The organism is Microcoleus sp. bin48.metabat.b7b8b9.023, from assembly GCF_013299185.1.
Taxonomy (GTDB): domain Bacteria; phylum Cyanobacteriota; class Cyanobacteriia; order Cyanobacteriales; family Microcoleaceae; genus Microcoleus.
Map to the genome: position 1 here is coordinate 1 of NZ_JAAFKG010000018.1, position 17,692 is coordinate 17,692.

The following is a 17,692-nucleotide window of genomic DNA, read 5'->3' on the forward strand; positions in this document are numbered from 1 at the left end:
TGATAGGCTTGACAGTATTCGTCTACAAAACTGACTGTAGGGACTGGTTCGCGGGGTACTACCATACATTTTAACTATTTGACGGCTTCAGGAATATTATACTATGGCTAAAGTGATGAAAGAGCGCTAAACCCACAGGCAATAGAACCACGGGTTGGACGACGTGGAACGGTAAGCGATATCCGCTTTCATGCTGGAAATAAGTAGAAGGAAGAAGTCCGAGGGAAGTCGGAAGAAGGAAGAAAAGCCAGCCAGTAAGCTTTTGAGAGAAGGAGATCTTGGTTTTAATTAAGTGGACTTACTTAGTACAGTCTCGTTTCTTTTCTTCGCTTTCTATAAAAAAGCAAGAAATGAGGTTAGGTCTAACCTTCAAACATTTAGTGCGATCGCCGATTTTAATTAGGTTAGTTTTCCCGATCGATCTCACAAGCCCAATTGTTTTTGTCGATCGGGCGATCGCCAGCTACATCTCAAATTACTCGAAGTTCTATTTATGGAGAAAACATGATGTCTGATGAGCTTTGCCGCCGTCAATTTTTGAAGGCAGGTGTCGGTTTAATTGCTGGAATAGGAAGTGCAGTTATGTTTGGCGATCGCCCCGTCGTTTTAGCCCAACCCGCTAGGCAGCCTTCGCAAACCAAGAATACACTTTATACAAAGGGACGCTATCTTTTTGATTCAAGCGGGCAGAAGATAGTCCTGCGAGGAATTAACCTACCCCTCCTGGATGACTGGAATTTTCCTCAAAGCGATCGACTGGCAGAATTGGAAAAAACAGGAGCCAATGCTGTCAGAATCCAATGGTACAAGGATTACGGTCAACTGACTCGCCCTGCCTATTCGCTGCAAAACTTGGATAATTTTCTCGCCAAATGCAAGGCGAACAAAATTATTCCGATCCTGGGGTTGTTTGACTTAACCTGTCAGCCCGATACCACCCTCCTCAACACCCAGTTGATTCCTTGGTGGACTTCCGAACCTGTTTTGGCTGTATTGAAAAAACATCAGCGGTATCTGATTGTTAATCCTGCTAACGAATTGGGTGTCTATCGTTGGGCGAGCAATTCTGTGGCAGCATTGGAGGCGTATAAAACCTCATATAAAAATGCAATTGCTAGGATTCGACAACACTTGCAAGTTCCGATCGCAATTGATGCACCTGATTGCGGTAGTTCGATCGAAGTGTTCGCCAAGATAGGTCGGGAATTAATCGATAGCGATCCAAATCGCAATCTTTTGTTTAGCGGACACGCTTATTGGGCTGGTTATGATGGAATGTCGCATCTTAATGCAGTCATCAAAGCTAATTTACCGATCGTCTTTGGTGAAATCGCCAACAAACAAGATGAATCGATCGCGGGAAAAACCGCATACTGCTACTACGATATCGATGGCCGTAAGGAAAATCATTCACCCCAGAATAATTTTACCTATCAAGCGCTTTTGAAGGTGCTAAAAGAGCAGGAAATTGGTTGGCTGGCTTGGTGTTGGTGGAAGGATGGTTGCGATCGCAGGGAAATGACTCGGGACGGGAATTTCTCAGGTCTTACGCCCTACGGCAAAGATCTGGTAAATAATCCTATCTACGGCTTGAAGGCGACTGCTCGGCGCTCCACTGCTTTTGAATAGTTAATAGTTGATCGACAAGTATTAGACAATTGACAGCATATTTGATTTTTATGCTGCCAAATGCCCAACACTAAATATTTGACGATCGGCTCAAAACTCAAAAACAGGCCAGTCTGGTTGCCGCACGTAGCTAGTCATGTCGTCAAACTTCCGCAGTTCGGCTTTGTGCACCCACAAATCCTGGGGCGTGTCGAGCCATTGGTCGTTTAACTCAGCCATCAGGGCAGAAAAATGAGCGCGGTTTAGGTTCGGCCCGGTGTCCCCAAAATAAGCCAGAGTAATGTGTGCCGTAAAATGATATTGCTGTTCAATTCCCAAAGCAATTAAATCGGGATTTTGATAGATCGATCGACGAAACTCCAGAATTTGCTTGTAAGAGTTTTCGTCCGTCGGTGCCAAACACACACCTACAGCTCTAGTCATCACCATCAACCCCAGCACCGTCCAGCGTATGGGAGGGCCGCCCGCCAAGGGTTTGCAGGCCGCAAAACCATCTTTCATGCGATCGCGCAGTTGCCCCTCAAATTCTGGATTTTTCTCAGAGGCATCTCGAAAAGCGCTGCTCCAAATCAGATCGGCCACGGTTAAATGGAAGCTATCAGGAGGCAGTGCTACGATCGCACCGTCCGCGATTTCCTGCAATAGCCGTTGTTGGACCGAGTGTAAATTAGTATAAAGTGCAGTATTGTCTGCATCTTCTCCCGCAGGTGGCGTAATCACCGAATAACCCGGAAAAGGTACAGGAGTTCTGTGACCGACTTCATCAGGTTTAAATTTTGGAGATTCCTGAATGTGTTCCACCTGGGACTTGTAGGAGTCCAGCAGCGTCATTCGCGCCACCCGATTTACGTAAGCTTGATAAGTATCATCCAATCTTGATTTCCTCGCGGTGAAATACTGCCACACCAAATTTTATATTATCGTGCGGGCTTCCAACAGATACATTTAACCCGGCAAATCCAGGACTAAGCCTGATACTACCGTGTATGGCAATACAGAAAAAGCTGCAAGCTCTCCTGTCAAGGAGGTATCTCTCAAAGCTTTCAACAAGATATTGAAAGCGCCATTTGAATTTCTGTCCACACTTTGAACGGGTTTTTGATGTGTATTCTTCCGTTATGCCTACTACAAAACTGCCATATTTAACAGCAGCTTGATGCTTCAACATTTGCTGGAAATGATAATGACTCTAAGTGACCATGGTCTTAGCTGTTTTAATCGCTAAAGCATTTTTTTTTCTCAATCTACACTACCAGCTTTTACCTAATTATTCAAGAATTTTCTAGAAAATCATTTACTTTGTATCAACAGTCTGATTCAGGATATGTTGGACTTCGGGATCGTGCAAATCTGATTTTTTGGCCTGCTGAACTTGAAATATGCCAATTTACCTGTTTTGGGGGGAAGACGACTTTGCGATCGCGCAAGCAGTCACAAGTTTGCGCTCCTCAGTCCTCGACCCCAACTGGGCTAGTTTTAACTATGACAAGATTGTTGCCGATCGACCCGACGCTGTGGTTGAAGGACTCGATCGAGCTTTAACGCCACCCTTCGGCACCGGCAGCCGTTTTGTCTGGCTCGCAAATACTACTGTAACGCAGCAGTGTTCTGCGGAACTTTTAGCCCAATTGGAACGCACTCTGCCAGTCATACCCCCCAGTACCGTATTGCTGCTGACATCCGTCAAAAAACCCGACAGCCGGCTCAAATCTACCAAGTTAATCGCCAAGTCCGTCGAATTTCGAGAATTTTCACCGATTCCGCCTTGGAATGAAAAAGAGTTAGCCCAGCGGGTGCGCCAAGTTGCCGGGGAAATGAATGTTAAATTGACCGCCACCGCGATCGAACTTTTGGCCGAATCCATCGGTAGCGATACGCGCCAGCTATACAGCGAACTCGAAAAATTGCTGCTGTTTGCCGGCAATCGCAGTCAACCTCTCAACCCCGAGGAAGTCGCCGCACTGGTGCACTGTCACGCCCAGAATACCTTTCAGCTAGCCGATGCGATACGCGCCGGCAATACCTCCGGTGCTTTAGAGTTATTGGCGGGCTTAACGGCTCAGAGCGAGCCTGGTTTGAGGATTGTGGCGGGCTTGACTGGTAAATTTCGGATTTGGCTGTGGGTGAAGGCGATGATCCAAGCGGGCGATCGCGATGATAAAATTGCTCAAGCTCTAGACCTCGGCAATCCGAAACGAGTATACTACTTTCGCCAAGAAGTCAAGAACGCCAGCTTAGAAAAACTGCAAAAAAGTTTGCCTTTGCTGCTAGAGTTAGAAGCTTCTTTAAAGCGGGGCCGGGAAGAAGTCTCAACCCTGCAAACCAAAGTAATAGAACTTTCTAGCTTGTTTCGCTGACGAGAGACCGCGCAGCAAAATTGGCGGATTATATCATGTCCGGTCGATTACCATAACAACAACGGTTTAACGGTTTGTAGTGCGGGCTTAAGCCCGCAGCCAGAGTGCGGACTCGCCGGTTTGTAGTGCGGGCTTAAGCCCGCAGCCAGAGTGCGGACTCGTATTCCACACGTGCGATCGAATTTTACTGCCGTTAATCGATCGGACAATATCTTACTGTAAATTTTTACAACAAAGTCCGCGATCGGATATATCTTTAGATGTGCGATCGCGCACAAAAAGCTCAATAACTACGAGAAATACTCTCAGAATGCCACAGTAGAAGTTAATGTGTTGACATACTCCCCACCATAAAGGCATGGGATTCTGGATTCAAACAGCTTTCTTCAAGCACAGCTTGTCTGATGTTGCCTGGCCCATAGGTTGATGCCCCAACCTATAAGATTTTTTTGGACTATAGAGTTGAGACCGGATTTTTACATCTCGCGAATCAACAATCTATGATTCTATCGTCAGTAACTCAGGGAGTCAACGCCACTGAGCTTGTAAGAGTAATTGAGCAAGCTATACTGACGGGCCAAGCGTCTTAACTGACTACGTTATTTGAGTCACGACACCAAGCGAATGCTCTCGCTAGTTCCTTGCTCTGTCATCTGCAATTAAACAGTTTGAAAGTCACGCTCAACAGTGTTGCAGGTCTCTCAAGCTCTCATAACCTTGGGCGTTGCCTAACATTACCCGTAAGGGCTTGGAGACAACCATATCTCCGCAGAGGGGCAACCATACCCCTCTACCCCGCAAGGGGATTCAAGGCGGTTGAAACCGCCGAGTCGTTTTCCTCTCAGATCTAAAGACTCGCTCGTTTCCCACTTACCGAGTATTTTTATGAAAGCCGTCTGATCGGGACGGGGTTCCTACCCCAATTTTTCGGTAAATAAATATTGTCCGCCGCCTAACGCCGATCGATTAATATTATTTGTCGGCTCTCCACTCCCCCCAAAAAAAACAAGAGCGCTACCATGACACAACAGAACCTGCGGGAACTTCTGAAGCAGGGCGATCCAAAAGCGATCGCATCTAGCATCAACCGTACACTCAAACCCAAAGGCATCAACGCCGATGTGACGCGGGACAACGGCTGCCTCCACATAACTCTGGAGTCAGGCAAAGTACCGAGTCAAATGGCATTGGTGGATTTCATCCGCAGCGGGATGACGAATTTGGGAGTCGAATCAATTCACACTGTCAAAGTTTACGGGCGTCGCACAGGTGACGGCTCCCCTGCGTGGGAAGATGAAATAGATCTGATGCCCGCAGATCCAATGCTTTATGCCTCGGATACTGGAATGCCTGACGACTCTGTAGGTTTAGATGATGTCGAACCGGATGGCGAAGACTATTATCAAGAGGGACAATTCGATCCAGATGACAACGAGGAAGACGACGAGGAAGACGACGAGGAAGACGAAGACGAAGATGTAGCCCCCCCTCCGAAAAAACAATTCCCAAAATGGGCAATACCTGTGGGTATCTTAGTGCCTCTGGGGGCGATCGCAGCGCTTTACTTGACTGGAAATTTCCCCTTCGGTGGCGGCTCGAACCCTGAACCGAGCGCCCCCGAAGCAGCTTCGCCCTCCCCCAAAAAAGCCACATCTCCTGCGTCTAAAGCCACATCTCCATCTCCCAGCGCATCTGGGGAGACCCCACAGGCAGCATCTCCTCCTGCACCAAAAGCCGCTCCCACTACTGCTGCTGCGCCCGCGAGCCCTGTTCCCAAACCTCCAGCGCCCAAGGCAGCATCTCCAGCGCCCAAGGCAGCATCTCCAGCGCCAAAAGCAGCATCTCCTGCACCAAAAGCCGCCGCGCCTAAGCCTGACTCTTGGAGGGAAGGCGTTAACAACGCTCAGAAGGCGGCAGTTTTGGCACAGACGGCTCAATCTCAAGCAGAGTGGATTGCGGTAGCAAGCGAATGGCAGAAAGCGGTTCAGCTTATGAGAGCCGTGCCGTCAACTAGCCCCAACCATTCAAAGGCTCAGCAAAAAGCGGCAGAGTATCAGGCAAATCTGATTGTTGCCAACCGCAGGGCGGCGGCAGCGCCTTAAGAGTTTTGAGTTTTGAGTTTGATACTCGATGTGCTAAAAAGTCAAAAGTCAAAAGTAAAAAGTAAAAATCTTGTTTTTACTCAAAGCTTTATTACTTTTGACTTTTTTGAATTTTACTGATATCAAGTCCGGTAGCACCGTCCTGGCTATAATGGCGGTGTGGTGAATATAGCGTGCGATCGTACAATTATGGTCAAGCGTCTGGTTGTTGAATCACATCTTTCAGTAGAAGAAGTTGAAGGCAACTACGGTTAGGCATCCGACCCGATCGATCTCACTTGATACCATACGATCTGGCTGGAACGCTAGAAGATGGGTAGCCGAAGAGGTAATATTTCATCGCTGTCAGGGCTTAATTCAACAACAAGACTTAATTACTGATTTAACTTTCTTTCATTGGTGGCATTGTTCTATTGCTAATTGCGATCGAAGCCCACCATACAAGTCCGGTAGCAGCGGACTTGATATTAAACTTTAATCTATACTGGGAGCATTCTCGGTCAAACAAGTGATCATACCATTTTTCTCAAGATCCGATAGAGATCGAGGACGACAAGACATTGTAATTTATCCACTTTCCCTGTTTGCTAAAGTCTGTCATAACTTTAAAAAAATGGTATAAAGTCACTAAAATTGTCAGAAAAAACTGATTATATTTCAATACGGTTTACTTAACACTTTTTATGCCCCGGAGATCCCCCTCGCATCCCCCTGGTTGTAGGGGGACTTAAGAGCTTTCTTGTCCCCCTCTTGGGAAGGGGGGTTAGGGGGGATCTGCCTTAAGTAAACCGTATTGGATTATATTTGAGACTTTTTCTTACCAAAGCTGGTTCCAAAATGCTAGAATAAAAATGTCTCCGGTGTCGAAGTTATAGCGGTTAAAAAAAGAATGTAACTGTAGGCAAGCTCCAAAGCCTGATAGTCATAAGTCATTCTAAAATATTTAATTTAAAATATTTAATTTAAAATATTTAATCTAAAATATTTAATGGTATTAGTGCCGGATTCGGGTCAGTGTCTATGCCGAATTCACAAATATTGGCAGAAGTCAAGCGCTTGTGGGTGAGGGGAAATTAGTATTGGGTCGGGAAAAGTCAACCGGGCGCACGGGAGGGGCTGTGCCGTTGGTCTTGGCTGTGGGAGGGTCTGGTTGGTAAACTTGGATGCGATCGCGCCCGAGATCTTTGGCTTGGTACAGCGCTGCGTCGGCTGCGTCAATCAATATCGAGGCTGGGGATTTAGATGCAGGAACCGTACTCGCTGCTGCGTCGGCTGCGTCAATCACCATAGAGGCTTCGGATTCAGAGATAGGAACCATAGTCGCTATCCCAAGACTGACAGTGACGTAGTTGCTCACCTGAGAACCAGCGTGAGGAATCTGTAAAGCTGCGATTTTGAGCTGTATGTGTTCGGCTACCAGCTCGGCCCCTTCACTCGCCGTATTCGGCAAAATAACGGCAAATTCTTCGCCTCCGTAGCGAGCTACTAAATCGGCAGGGCGGTTAATTGCTTTGCCGATCGCCTGGGCGACTTGCCGCAAACACTCGTCTCCCTTTGGATGTCCGTAGGTATCGTTATAAGTTTTAAAAGAATCAATATCGCACAAAATTAGGGACAGAGGTGTTTGTTCCCGCGCTTGTCGGTGCCACTCCCTGTCTAAATACTGATCGAACCGACGGCGGTTTGCTAGCTGCGTGAGTTCGTCTAAAGTTGCTAAACGCTCTAACTTGAGGTTTGCTGCTTGCAACTGCTGGTAGAGTTCTGCTTGTTTGATCGCGATCGCCAACTGAGCTGCCAGAGAAGACAATAACTCGACTTCCAACTGCATCCACTGTCGGGGACTGCACTGGTGAGCCATCAGCAGTCCCCACAATTCCTCCCCTTGCACTAGCGGTACTACCAAATAAGCTCTGACTTCAAATTGTGCGAGCAAGTCAATTTGATCGTGCGGCAAATCGGCGGTGGAGACATCCGCGATCGGTCGGATCGCCCGATGTTGGTAGGCTTCAAGATAGAACTCGTCAAAACAGAAATTTTCCAGGGTTTCTCCCAGCATCGGCCGACAGTTGAGTGCTACAGATTCCACTGTCACCGCTCCCGTTGCGGGTGTGGCGCAGTGACTGCCCGTGCAGGGGTTAAAGCGGACGATCATCACTCGATCGGCCTGAAGGAACTGGCGCACTTCTGTCACTGTCGTGCTGAGCACTTCGCCCAAATCTAGAGACTGGCGGATGTGCTGAGTAATCGTCGCCATCAGCAGTTCCCGTTCGTTTTGCTGTCGCAGCGCCTCTTCTGCCTGCTTGTACTCAGTAATATCTTGAGCGGTGCCGAAAATTTGTTTGGGCTTACCCTCTGCTGTGCGGGCGAACACTTGATCGCGGCAGCGAAAGTGGCGCCATTCGCCCGATCGGTGTTGGAGCCGATAGTCCAACTCCAAAATATGCCCGTCTGCGGCTGAGGGAAATTTTTGCAGGTGGGCTGATAGCCTCGGCAAATCTTCTGGGTACACCAAACTGGAGTACAAAGCTGTTTGCATCTGTAAAATTTCTTGGGGAGTGTAGCCTAGCAGCTTAGAAGCTTGACCGTTGACATAGACGTTGCGCTGTTCGGTCAAGTCGTAAATGTATAGTAAATAAGGCGCCGCATCGGCAATCTGCTGGATGAAATGCTGGCTCTCGCGCAATTCTGCTTCCACCCGCTGGCGCACTTCCACTTCTTCCAAAGCTTGATCTCGCATCGTGCGGTAAGCTTGGATGCGGTGGGTGAGGTCGGTTACGTCTTGTATTACCAACAGGGCGTAAAACGATTGACAGTTTGGTGGGATAAAGCCGTAAGGCGAAATTGAATCCCGAAAGTTTGATGGCAATCCGACACCAACAGAATCTCCTTGTCGCACCATACCATCTGGTTCCAACTCCACAGTCGATCGAATCAAGTTGGGAATATTCAGTTCTGCAACGCCCGGTGAAAGTGCAGGGACAGCCGTCACAGTAGTTTGCTGGATGCGCTGCTGGCCCTCTTGCCAAGTTGCCGGAATCAGGTGCTTGTGAATTTGAGAAGAAAAAATTGTTGGCGGGCCTCCTGCAAAGATTTGCTGGAAGCGATTTGCGTACTTGAGCTGGCTCAGGTGAGGAAAATGAGTTGTGATCTTGGTTCCCAACATTTGCTCGCGCCCTATTTTCGTCCAGTCTTCCAGACAGGCATTCCAAAACAGCACCACAAAATCATCTCGCAGCAGGCAGGCGCCGACTGGTACACTGTCGAGAACTCCAAACTTTTCCTCAATAGTTTTGCTCTCCTCGATCATAGACCCCCGGCAAGTTGATTGATCGCAGCCAACAAGGCGTCAAAGGAACTGACATTGAAAATGAGGATGATATCTCCTTCAATGTGAAGCCTTTCAATAATGAAACGGGTTTGGGCTAATAAAACCACTGTATCAGCAGCCAAACCGCCAGATGTGAGCAAAGTAGCGATCGTCCCTTCCGTGTAATTGGGAATTGAGTAGTTCAGGCGCTGCTGAAGTACGTTGCTGATTGCACCCATGACCCCGTTGATTACAATATTTCCTACTTCACTCAGCGTACCAATTTTGACCGAATCCAGGTCGTGAGTTCCAGCTTCTTCCCCAGTCAGCATGGTCACGAGCGTGGCCGCACTGTTGGTGGGAAAGACTAGCTGGGCAATGCCTCCAAAGGAACCAGTAAATTTGAGCTGGACGGCGGAAATTTGTTCGCCGTTGAGGTGCTGCTCTAATTCTGTTTGCACGTCGGCTGGAGACAGGATTTGGAGGTAGGGAATTTGCAAGCGAATGGGAGATTCGATCATGTCGTTCAAAATCCCTGCTGCTTGACCGATCCCGATGTTGACGAGTTCCTGCAAAGCATCGAGCTGTCGAGCGCTTAATTTCATGGGGCGCTCTCCTCGCTGGCACTGAGAGCTTTTTTGATCCACCCGATCAGTTCGTCTGAGTTGGGCATTTTGTGAATTACTGCCAGGGCTCCGAGTTCCATGCATTCGGATTTGGTGGTTGATTGAATATCTGCGGTAATGACGATGACTGGAATGTTATATCCTCGATCGCGCATGGCTTGCAGGACTTCGCGACCTTCCATTTCTGGCATCAGCAAATCTAAGAGCATACAGTTTGGGGTCTTAGCGGTCAGCAGTTCCAGAGCTTCCGGGCCGCTCGATGCTTCCCAAGTCTCGTATCCTTCTGCTCGCAGGATTTTGCAGATTACCCTGCGAGTCAACCACGAATCTTCGACAACGAGAATTGATGTCACTACGTTCTCCTCCTTCAATTGTTTAGGACTGACCGATGTTGCAGGCACTGCTTCGATCTTGACAGTAGTTTAAACTGTTGGGATCGCCTGCGATCGCTCGCATTAGGTGAATTCCTGTTCTTAAAAACTAACGCATTAAGGTGTTCGATAGTCGAGTCTCTTTGATTATGGGAAGAAAAAACCCGGTTTCTGAATGAAACCAGGTTTGCGGGATCTGTATTGCTCGTAACACCGGCCCTCAATTATAGATTACCAAACGCTTCCTGAGGGACTCTACTCGCTTTTTAGCAGTGGCATTTTCTGGATCGCAGGTAAGAGCTTGTTCGTACATTTCCAAGGCTTGAGCGGTTAATTTCTTGCGCTCATAGGCGTGACCGAGATTGTTGAGAGATGTAACGTAGTCGGGCTGCAACTTCAGGGCTTCTTTGTACTGACGGATCGCGATGTCGTACTGTTCTTGGCCGAAGTGGGCAAAACCTAGGGCGTTGTAAAGAAATGCTAGATCTTCTTCGCCTGCTAATTCTTGGCTTTTCAGAGCTTTTTGAAATAGTACGATCGCCTGGGAGTAAAGTTTCTTATCTACATAGATACTGCCTAACTCGTAGTATTCCTGTGCTGTTCCTTTTTCTATGGTCAGCTTATTCTCTAAGCGTTCCAAAGACATTTCCAGCTTCCGAGTTTTGAAAATCTGGCGCACAATAAACCAGGCACTGCCGCCGAGTATAGCCAACAAAACTGACAGGTAAACAATCAGCAAATTACTATCCATGTTTTTTTATGTTAGTTGGTTTGTGGAAGGTTTTATTTATTTTAATCTGTTAGCAATCTGTGAGATTTGCCTTGGCAACTATTTGACACTCCCCGCCGTAAACGGCTAGGATTCTTCATTCACAGGGAGATGCCTTGTAAAAGCAGTGCCTTTACTCGGTCTTACTCTCCCTCCTGAAGCAGTAACGGTATGCCCTACCGCCAAAATTCGTAAACCTTCATCCCGAATATTCTTAGCAGCATTAATATCTCTATCATGGTTTTCTCCACATTTAGGACATTGCCAACTACGAATATCCAAACTCAAGCTATCCACGCGATTTAAACAGTTATTACAAGTCTTAGAACTGGGATAGAACCTATCTACTTCGATGTAGGTTTTTCCTTCCCATTCCGACTTGTATTTCAGCATGGTACAAAATTCTCCCCAACCAGCATCACTAATTGATTTAGCTAGTTTGTGGTTTTTCACCATGTTTCTAACTGCTAGATTCTCTACAACTATGACTTGATTTTCGTCAACTAATTTACGACTTAGTTTGTGTATAAAATCTTCGCGACATCGGACAATCTTAGCGTGAACCTTGGCAACTTTAATCCTAGCTTTATGACGGTTATTAGAACCTTTAAGCTTATGGCTTAGTTGCTTTTGTCTCCTAGCTAACTTCTTTTCATATTTTCGATAATATTTAGGATTCCCATGCTTGGTTCCATCGGATGTAATAGCGTAATGGGTTAAACCAACGTCTATCCCAATCGCCTTTCCTTCTGATGATTTTTCAGGTAAATTTTTACCATCATCATAGAGGCAGGCTGCAAAATATTCCCCCGATGGATTAACTGAAACCGTGACAGATTTTAGAGTCCCTTCTGGTTGCCTTGAGACTTTACAATGAACATCACCAATTTTAGGCAATCTCAATATATCGTCTTTTAATTTACATCCTTGAGGAAATCTAATAGATTGTCTATTCCGCTTTTTCTTAAAGTTAGGATATTTAGCCCTACCTTCAAAAAAGTTAAGGAAAGCACTAGAAAGATTTAAGGCTGCTTGCTGCAGGGCTTGTGATGGTGCTTCTGTCAGCCATTCGTACTCTTTCTTAAGAGAAGGTAGAAGATTGATTATTTCATTTCTACTTAATCCTTTCCCTGTTTGCTTATAGGTTTCAGACGTTAGATTGAGCGTGTAGTTGTAAAACCATCTTGCACAGCCAAACGACTTCGCAAGCAAAATGGATTGCTCACTGGTCGGATATATTCTGTACTTGAAGGCTTTTAGCATTTTGCTTACCAAACTACTAATACTATGGTAACATAGAAAAAGATTAAATACAAAGCCGTCTTAAAAGACGGGGTTTTAAACCCATTCTTCTGATAAAAAGACGAAAATGGCGATCGACTAGCCCGATCGCAATTTCTGAAAAATCAAGAATCCAGAAGTAAGAACAAAGAAGGAAAATGAGTCTCAACCTCCTAGATTTATCAGGAGTTTTCCTTCTCTGGCAGATAGCTAAATCTTTCCTACTTCTGCTTTCTTCTGTCGGAAAACTATTCAAGCTTTCACGATCCGGCTCGATTTGCCATTTCCACGACTTTACCGAATGTTGCGGGGTCAATGATTGCCATTTGTGCCAGCATTTTGCGGTTGATTTCGATATTGGCTTTCTTCATGTTGCCGATCAGTCTGCTGTAGCTCGTGCCGTGTTGGCGCGATGCAGCATTGATCCGAGCAATCCACAGGCGGCGGAAATCGCGTTTCCGTTTTTTGCGATCGCGATAACCGTTACGCAGGGCTTGCATCACCCGTTGGTTAGCTGTGCGGAACTGTTTGGACTGTGCGCCTCGGAAACCCTTGGCTAATTTGAGAATTTTTTTGCGGCGCGCTCTGGCGACATTACCGCGTTTTACCCGTGTCATCTTTAATTTCCGTTAAACTTTACAAGTATGGAAGCATTAACCGCACGTTACCATCATTGGTCTCATCGATGACGACCAGCTTAGAGAGACGGCTTTTGCGAGCTGAACTTTTGTGTGAAAGCAAGTGGCTTTTGTAAGCTTTGCGGCGCACAATTTTTCCGCTGCCGGTCGCTCTAAAGCGCTTTGCGGCTGCTTTGCGAGTTTTGAGTTTTGGCATGGACTGGTGTTATTTGGACACAAGCTTCAACTGTATCACGTTTGTGGTACTTTCTGCAAGCGAGATTTGCGACGATCGATCGGGATGGGCGATCGGCTAATCTTGGCTGTGTGGATGGGCGATCGGTTACGATCTCGACATAGAGAGCGTGAAAATGATGAAAACAGTTCTAATTACAGGTGCTTCAAGTGGAATCGGTAAGGCGACGACTGAGAAACTACTTGAGGATGGCTACTGCGTATACGCATCTGCACGAAGCATCGATAAATTGAAACACCTAGAAGCCAGAGGTGCAAAAATTATTGAATTGGATGTCACCCAAGACGAATCGATGAAATCGGGAGTCGATCGCATCATTCGTGAATGCGGCAGACTCGACATCTTAATCAACAATGCTGGATACGGTTCTTACGGTGCTCTAGAAGATATTCCGATGCAAGAGGCAAGACATCAATTTGAAATCAATGTTTTTGGACTGGGAAGGCTGACACAGTTAGCGATCCCACAGATGCGCGAACAGTCGTTTGGAAAAATTGTCAATATTACATCTGTGGGCGGCAAAATCTACGAACCGCTTGGAAGCTGGTATCACGCCAGCAAGTTTGCTGTGGAAGGACTCAGTGATTGTCTTAGACTTGAACTTGAACCTTTTGGGATTGACGTAATCATTGTTGAACCGGGACCAATTAGAACGCAATGGGGTTCGATTGCGATCGAAAAATTGATGCGGATGTCCGGTCATACTGTCTATGCAAAGGCGGCTCAAACTGGAGCAAAATTATTAGCGCTCAGCAATGATGAGAAGGTTGCTTCTGAACCCGAAGCGATCGCAAATACAATATCAAAAGCCCTCAAAGCAGAGAAACCGAAAGCACGATATGCAGCAGGAAATGGAGCTAAGTTTTTGGTTACATTTCGCAAGTTTGCGAGTGACGCTATGATGGATCGCTTTATGCGATTCATCATAAAACAAGCAGCATCACGGCAGTAGGAAGGTGCATCTGAGCCAATCGTACTGAAATCGATGCTTATATGGAGGCAGAAGAAGCCAAATTTGATGCGATGCTTCAACCGCTACAGTCTACAGATCCGTTTTTGTACAACAAATTAATCGCAGCAGCAAAGACAGCAAGACAGCAGGCAAAATCGTGAATATTCGTTGCCGATCCAGGCTAAAAATCCTGTGGTACAAGTCGTATCATTAGTAAACTTGGCGCTGCTCTCGGTACAAGCGGAGTGCGTGATTTCCGGCAACAGTAGCCTGCAATTCTTTAATTACCGCTGCCATATCGATCGGCAATTCCTCAATTTTAGCCACCAAAACCGGATGTTCGCGAGGCTGCAACACAGGAGCAGCTAATGCTGCAAAAGTCAAGTCTGCTGCCGATAGTCGATCGCCAGCTAAATAAGGGCGATCGTCTGCTAATCTTTGATTAACTATCTCGAAAACTTCCCGAATCCCTTGCAGCGAAAGGGCTGCTGACTCTGCTGTAATGCTGTAGAGTTGCCGCACTTTGGCGCTAATAAACGGAAAGGCTATTTCAAATCCCACTCGCTCAAACAGGGGCGTCCCCTTGCACCAAGCTTTTCGCATTGTTTGGCGATTATCCAATCGATAATAATATCCCCAATTGCGAATATCTACCCCCAATCTCGTATCAAACAACTCTTCCAATTCTTCGACTTCTCGACGCAATTCAGCTTGTTCTGGATACAAGCAAAAATCTGATGAACTTAGGGTATTGAGATAATGCAAAATATCGGTTGAATCGGTAAAAATACCAGATTTAGCAACTAATATGGGAACGCTGCTACCTCCGTATTTGCGGGTAACAGAGCGGTGAAAAGCAGGTACGTGTTGTTCTTCAACGTAGGGAATTTTTAGCAAGTCTAGCGCCCAGCGAACTTTTTCGCAGTAGTGGCTGATGGGGATGGTGATAAGGCGGACAACTTCGGTATTGGAAACTGTTGAATGATTCATAAAGTAATTGAGATTTGTGAATGTTTGCAGTTTTTTGGACATTCGCATTATTTCTAGTCCGGAAAATTAAAGGACTGAAGTGCTTAATACAAACAGTATTTTGGCTAAAGATTTATCGATTTATTGCTGTGCAAAATATGCTTGAGAAAACTCAGATGGAATCGGCACTGGTTTGCGAGTTGACAGTTCAATAAAACAACCAGATTGTTGGGCAATCGCAGCGACTTTACCAGCTACAATTATTTCAGCTTCCATTATTAACTTAAGCGATTTCATTTTACTAATCCACATTTTACCAGTTGGTTTATCGAAAATATTAATCGGCTGCTTGTATTCAATTGCTGTTTTCATCAGCATCGGAGCTACGCCGTTTTGCAGCATTTTTTGGATGGGGAAATAAGCAGCACCAAGTGCGATTCGCAAGTCTTCTAACCAGCGGATGTAAACAATATTGCTGACGATTCCCGCAAAGTCGATATCGTAAGTTTGTACGGGAAAGCTTAATTCTATTTCCAAAGGTCTTTTTTGTTCGCTAGATACTTGCATTTTGGGTACTCTTAGTCTATTTTTAATGATTGAAAAACGGGTTCGCTTGGAGTAGAAAAATTGGAGGCAGAGCCCCCGGATCTGCGTTACTAGGCAGATCCTAGTAACGAGTAGAACTAGCCGATCGCACTTTTGAGACCGAACGGTCTGTTTTGTCTCAAAAAAAATTATCCGGCTCTAAAGTTGACTGTCGAGATATCCGTGCAAATGCTCAATGGCTCTCTTGATATGAATTGCATCTCCGTAAAGTTTGCTCATCATCACTGCCCCTTCCAGCGTGCAAGTCACAATAGTTGCGACTGCATCGGCTTCGACATTTTCTCGAACTTCGCCTTTGGCAATTCCTTTGTTAATAATGTTGCAAATCAAAGCGCGCCAACCGTCCATTGCTATTTGCGCCCGCTGACGCAAAGCTGGATGAGCATCATCGCTTTCAATTGCTGTATTTAACAGGGGACAACCGCCTGGAATTGGCGGATTTTCGGTGAGATTGCTAAATAAAGATATGATAGCTTTTAGCCGATCGACCGAATTGTGTTTTCCTTTCAAAACTATGAGAAATTGTTTGCGCGTACATTCGACAGAAAAGTCAAAAGCTTGCAGGGCTAACTCGTCTTTACTTTTAAAATGGTTGTAAATTCCTCCTTTTTGCAAGCCTGTAACGCGCATGATGTCAGACATAGAAGAACCTGAGTAGCCGTACTGATTGAACAGTGCTGCGGCTTCCCTGAGAATTTTTTCTCTGGTTTCTTGAGCTTTTGACATTTTTATGGCGCTAACCGACTTATCGGTCTTTTTTAGAGAATAGCAGAGCGAACTGTGAATGGCAAGGGGCGATCGGCAATTAATTTAAAATTTAACTTAAAGCCGATCGCCCTAACCATCCCGCACCATCCAAACCAACATCCCCAGCAAAGGTTCCACAGGCGGCACAGGATAGTCGTTGAGGTCAATTGTCAGAGTTTTTGCCTCCAACTTCAAAAATCTCCAAGCAGTGCCACTACTGACACTTCCGTAGATTGTGCCGATCGCAATATTGTTGATTTCATTAAACTTTTGAGCCGCCACCATCTCGGCCGCGCACTGTCCTAATCCCACTTTTAAATCGGCTTTTTTAGCTTCAACAATTACGATCGCAGGTGCTTCGATTAATATTTGTTCGGGAGAACGACTGATTAAAAAATCGCAGATACCGCCCAATCCCAACTCCGGCTCTACAGTAAAATCTTCTCCCGAAAATAGACTCACTTGCCGCTGTAAAATCTTGCGGACTTCGACTAAAATAGGACTAATAATCAGTTCCGAGCGAGCTTTTTCTGAACCAGTAGCCGTAGCAAGCGGCAATCCTTCAATTAGCGATTCAGTCAAATATACACTAGGGGCGATGGGTTCGGTTGGTGGCAGAAATCGCCCTGCTTCTACGGTTGTTAATCCGAAATCGCGTTTAGCCTTTTTGAGCGTAAATTCACTGTAGGGCATTGAAGATACCATAATATATTTGTAGAGGGAAATAATGCTCACTGAACAAATCACAATCATTGCTCGAATCAAGGCGAAGCCTGGTATGGAGCAGCGAATGCAACAAGACCTACTCAGCTTGCTGGCTCCAACGCGGTCAGAAGCGGGTTGTATTACCTTTGACTTGCTTGTAGATGACCAAGATTTAGCTGTTGCTGTGCTTTACGAAAATTGGGAAAGTCAAGCAGCTCTCGATGCCCACTTTCAACAACCCTATGTGAAACAGGTCTTGAAAGCTTATGAAGAGACATTAGCTGAACCGATCGAGGTTCTGTCTCTGAGAAAAATTGAGCCTTCGTCATTAGAATCACAGATTGGAGAATAATAGAGTAAGGTTCGTCAGATCCCCAAACCCTCGATAATCCGTCTAT

At 46.1% G+C, this 17,692-nt stretch carries 19 protein-coding genes and 1 pseudogene; 7 read left to right on the forward strand and 13 right to left on the reverse strand.

Annotation, left to right across the window (positions count from 1 at the left end):
* Positions 1 to 350 precede the first annotated feature (350 nt).
* The gene (locus QZW82_RS12575; RefSeq protein ID WP_293148569.1) at positions 351 to 515 is read left to right on the forward strand and encodes a hypothetical protein; all 165 of its coding nucleotides are present in this window, start codon (positions 351 to 353) and stop codon (positions 513 to 515) included.
* Positions 505 to 1,629 (forward strand): cellulase family glycosylhydrolase, encoded by a 1,125-nt coding sequence (locus QZW82_RS12580; protein ID WP_293148571.1) that lies wholly within the window; start codon positions 505 to 507, stop codon positions 1,627 to 1,629. The genes QZW82_RS12575 and QZW82_RS12580 overlap by 11 nt, the downstream gene beginning before the upstream one ends.
* A gap of 90 nt (positions 1,630 to 1,719) precedes the next feature.
* Here the strand turns inward: QZW82_RS12580 and QZW82_RS12585 are convergent, their stop codons facing one another.
* Complete coding sequence (locus QZW82_RS12585; protein WP_293148731.1) at positions 1,720 to 2,460, reverse strand: DUF1868 domain-containing protein; 741 nt, start codon at positions 2,458 to 2,460, stop codon at positions 1,720 to 1,722.
* 114 nt (positions 2,461 to 2,574) lie between these two features.
* A pseudogene (locus tag QZW82_RS12590) lies at positions 2,575 to 2,845 on the reverse strand (RNA-guided endonuclease TnpB family protein); the annotation flags it as partial.
* 163 nt (positions 2,846 to 3,008) lie between these two features.
* Between QZW82_RS12590 and holA the strand changes: the two are divergent.
* Positions 3,009 to 3,986 carry a DNA polymerase III subunit delta gene (gene holA / locus QZW82_RS12595; RefSeq protein ID WP_293148573.1) on the forward strand — a complete coding sequence of 326 codons (978 nt, stop codon included), beginning with the start codon at positions 3,009 to 3,011 and terminating at the stop codon, positions 3,984 to 3,986.
* Positions 3,987 to 5,005: 1,019 nt separating this feature from the next.
* On the forward strand, positions 5,006 to 6,088 hold the full coding sequence (locus QZW82_RS12600; protein ID WP_293148575.1) for a hypothetical protein: 1,083 nt from the start codon (positions 5,006 to 5,008) through the stop codon (positions 6,086 to 6,088).
* Between the two features lie 1,048 nt (positions 6,089 to 7,136).
* Here QZW82_RS12600 and QZW82_RS12605 read toward each other — a convergent pair.
* From QZW82_RS12605 to rpmI, 7 genes are all read right to left on the reverse strand, one after another.
* A complete protein-coding gene (locus QZW82_RS12605; RefSeq protein WP_293148577.1) occupies positions 7,137 to 9,395 on the reverse strand; it encodes a diguanylate cyclase in 2,259 nt (752 codons plus the stop codon).
* Positions 9,392 to 10,000 (reverse strand): chemotaxis protein CheC, encoded by a 609-nt coding sequence (locus QZW82_RS12610; RefSeq protein WP_293148579.1) that lies wholly within the window; start codon positions 9,998 to 10,000, stop codon positions 9,392 to 9,394. Before QZW82_RS12610 ends, QZW82_RS12605 begins: the two co-directional genes overlap by 4 nt.
* Entirely contained in the window at positions 9,997 to 10,374 is a 378-nt protein-coding gene (locus QZW82_RS12615; protein WP_293148581.1) for a response regulator, read from the reverse strand. The genes QZW82_RS12610 and QZW82_RS12615 overlap by 4 nt, the downstream gene beginning before the upstream one ends.
* Positions 10,375 to 10,612: 238 nt before the next feature.
* Positions 10,613 to 11,143 carry a tetratricopeptide repeat protein gene (locus tag QZW82_RS12620; RefSeq protein ID WP_293148583.1) on the reverse strand — a complete coding sequence of 177 codons (531 nt, stop codon included), beginning with the start codon at positions 11,141 to 11,143 and terminating at the stop codon, positions 10,613 to 10,615.
* A 105-nt stretch (positions 11,144 to 11,248) separates the two neighbouring features.
* Complete coding sequence (tnpB, locus tag QZW82_RS12625) at positions 11,249 to 12,424, reverse strand: IS200/IS605 family element RNA-guided endonuclease TnpB (RefSeq protein ID WP_293148585.1); 1,176 nt, start codon at positions 12,422 to 12,424, stop codon at positions 11,249 to 11,251.
* Between the two features lie 278 nt (positions 12,425 to 12,702).
* Positions 12,703 to 13,059 (reverse strand): 50S ribosomal protein L20, encoded by a 357-nt coding sequence (gene rplT / locus QZW82_RS12630; protein ID WP_293148587.1) that lies wholly within the window; start codon positions 13,057 to 13,059, stop codon positions 12,703 to 12,705.
* 19 nt (positions 13,060 to 13,078) lie between these two features.
* On the reverse strand, positions 13,079 to 13,276 hold the full coding sequence (rpmI, locus tag QZW82_RS12635; protein WP_293126590.1) for a 50S ribosomal protein L35: 198 nt from the start codon (positions 13,274 to 13,276) through the stop codon (positions 13,079 to 13,081).
* Between rpmI and QZW82_RS12640 the strand changes: the two genes are divergently transcribed.
* On the forward strand, positions 13,200 to 13,376 hold the full coding sequence (locus QZW82_RS12640) for a hypothetical protein (protein ID WP_293148741.1): 177 nt from the start codon (positions 13,200 to 13,202) through the stop codon (positions 13,374 to 13,376). The two genes, rpmI and QZW82_RS12640, sit on opposite strands and share 77 nt — an antisense overlap.
* A gap of 54 nt (positions 13,377 to 13,430) precedes the next feature.
* The gene (locus tag QZW82_RS12645) at positions 13,431 to 14,267 is read left to right on the forward strand and encodes an oxidoreductase (protein ID WP_293148589.1); all 837 of its coding nucleotides are present in this window, start codon (positions 13,431 to 13,433) and stop codon (positions 14,265 to 14,267) included.
* A gap of 210 nt (positions 14,268 to 14,477) precedes the next feature.
* On the opposite strand, the gene QZW82_RS12650 is transcribed toward QZW82_RS12645, so the two are convergent.
* From QZW82_RS12650 to QZW82_RS12665, 4 genes are all read right to left on the reverse strand, one after another.
* The gene (locus QZW82_RS12650; protein ID WP_293148591.1) at positions 14,478 to 15,257 is read right to left on the reverse strand and encodes a glutathione S-transferase family protein; all 780 of its coding nucleotides are present in this window, start codon (positions 15,255 to 15,257) and stop codon (positions 14,478 to 14,480) included.
* Positions 15,258 to 15,377: 120 nt separating this feature from the next.
* Positions 15,378 to 15,803: a thioesterase family protein gene (locus tag QZW82_RS12655; RefSeq protein WP_293148593.1), complete on the reverse strand. Its 426-nt coding sequence runs from the start codon at positions 15,801 to 15,803 to the stop codon at positions 15,378 to 15,380.
* Between the two features lie 177 nt (positions 15,804 to 15,980).
* Positions 15,981 to 16,568 carry a TetR/AcrR family transcriptional regulator gene (locus QZW82_RS12660; protein ID WP_293148595.1) on the reverse strand — a complete coding sequence of 196 codons (588 nt, stop codon included), beginning with the start codon at positions 16,566 to 16,568 and terminating at the stop codon, positions 15,981 to 15,983.
* Positions 16,569 to 16,679: 111 nt separating this feature from the next.
* Positions 16,680 to 17,294, reverse strand: a complete 615-nt coding sequence (locus QZW82_RS12665) for a hypothetical protein (protein ID WP_366665013.1) — start codon at positions 17,292 to 17,294, stop codon at positions 16,680 to 16,682.
* Positions 17,295 to 17,316: 22 nt separating this feature from the next.
* Here QZW82_RS12665 and QZW82_RS12670 point away from each other — a divergent pair, with 22 nt between their 5' ends.
* Positions 17,317 to 17,646, forward strand: a complete 330-nt coding sequence (locus QZW82_RS12670; RefSeq protein WP_293148597.1) for a putative quinol monooxygenase — start codon at positions 17,317 to 17,319, stop codon at positions 17,644 to 17,646.
* Positions 17,647 to 17,692 lie beyond the last annotated feature (46 nt).

Bases quoted from the DNA above. Each gene is read 5' to 3' on its own strand.
- QZW82_RS12665 (WP_366665013.1), bottom strand. From the start codon at position 17,294: ATGGTATCTTCAATGCCCTACAGTGAATTTACGCTCAAAAAGGCTAAA.
- QZW82_RS12580 (WP_293148571.1), top strand. From the start codon at position 505: ATGATGTCTGATGAGCTTTGCCGCCGTCAATTTTTGAAGGCAGGTGTC.
- QZW82_RS12585 (WP_293148731.1), bottom strand. From the start codon at position 2,460: ATGACGCTGCTGGACTCCTACAAGTCCCAGGTGGAACACATTCAGGAA.
- rplT (WP_293148587.1), bottom strand. From the start codon at position 13,059: ATGACACGGGTAAAACGCGGTAATGTCGCCAGAGCGCGCCGCAAAAAA.
- QZW82_RS12575 (WP_293148569.1), top strand. From the start codon at position 351: ATGAGGTTAGGTCTAACCTTCAAACATTTAGTGCGATCGCCGATTTTA.
- QZW82_RS12655 (WP_293148593.1), bottom strand. From the start codon at position 15,803: ATGCAAGTATCTAGCGAACAAAAAAGACCTTTGGAAATAGAATTAAGC.
- QZW82_RS12650 (WP_293148591.1), bottom strand. From the start codon at position 15,257: ATGAATCATTCAACAGTTTCCAATACCGAAGTTGTCCGCCTTATCACC.
- tnpB (WP_293148585.1), bottom strand. From the start codon at position 12,424: ATGCTAAAAGCCTTCAAGTACAGAATATATCCGACCAGTGAGCAATCC.
- QZW82_RS12605 (WP_293148577.1), bottom strand. From the start codon at position 9,395: ATGATCGAGGAGAGCAAAACTATTGAGGAAAAGTTTGGAGTTCTCGAC.
- QZW82_RS12670 (WP_293148597.1), top strand. From the start codon at position 17,317: ATGCTCACTGAACAAATCACAATCATTGCTCGAATCAAGGCGAAGCCT.
- rpmI (WP_293126590.1), bottom strand. From the start codon at position 13,276: ATGCCAAAACTCAAAACTCGCAAAGCAGCCGCAAAGCGCTTTAGAGCG.
- QZW82_RS12620 (WP_293148583.1), bottom strand. From the start codon at position 11,143: ATGGATAGTAATTTGCTGATTGTTTACCTGTCAGTTTTGTTGGCTATA.
- QZW82_RS12600 (WP_293148575.1), top strand. From the start codon at position 5,006: ATGACACAACAGAACCTGCGGGAACTTCTGAAGCAGGGCGATCCAAAA.
- QZW82_RS12645 (WP_293148589.1), top strand. From the start codon at position 13,431: ATGATGAAAACAGTTCTAATTACAGGTGCTTCAAGTGGAATCGGTAAG.
- holA (WP_293148573.1), top strand. From the start codon at position 3,009: ATGCCAATTTACCTGTTTTGGGGGGAAGACGACTTTGCGATCGCGCAA.
- QZW82_RS12610 (WP_293148579.1), bottom strand. From the start codon at position 10,000: ATGAAATTAAGCGCTCGACAGCTCGATGCTTTGCAGGAACTCGTCAAC.
- QZW82_RS12660 (WP_293148595.1), bottom strand. From the start codon at position 16,568: ATGTCAAAAGCTCAAGAAACCAGAGAAAAAATTCTCAGGGAAGCCGCA.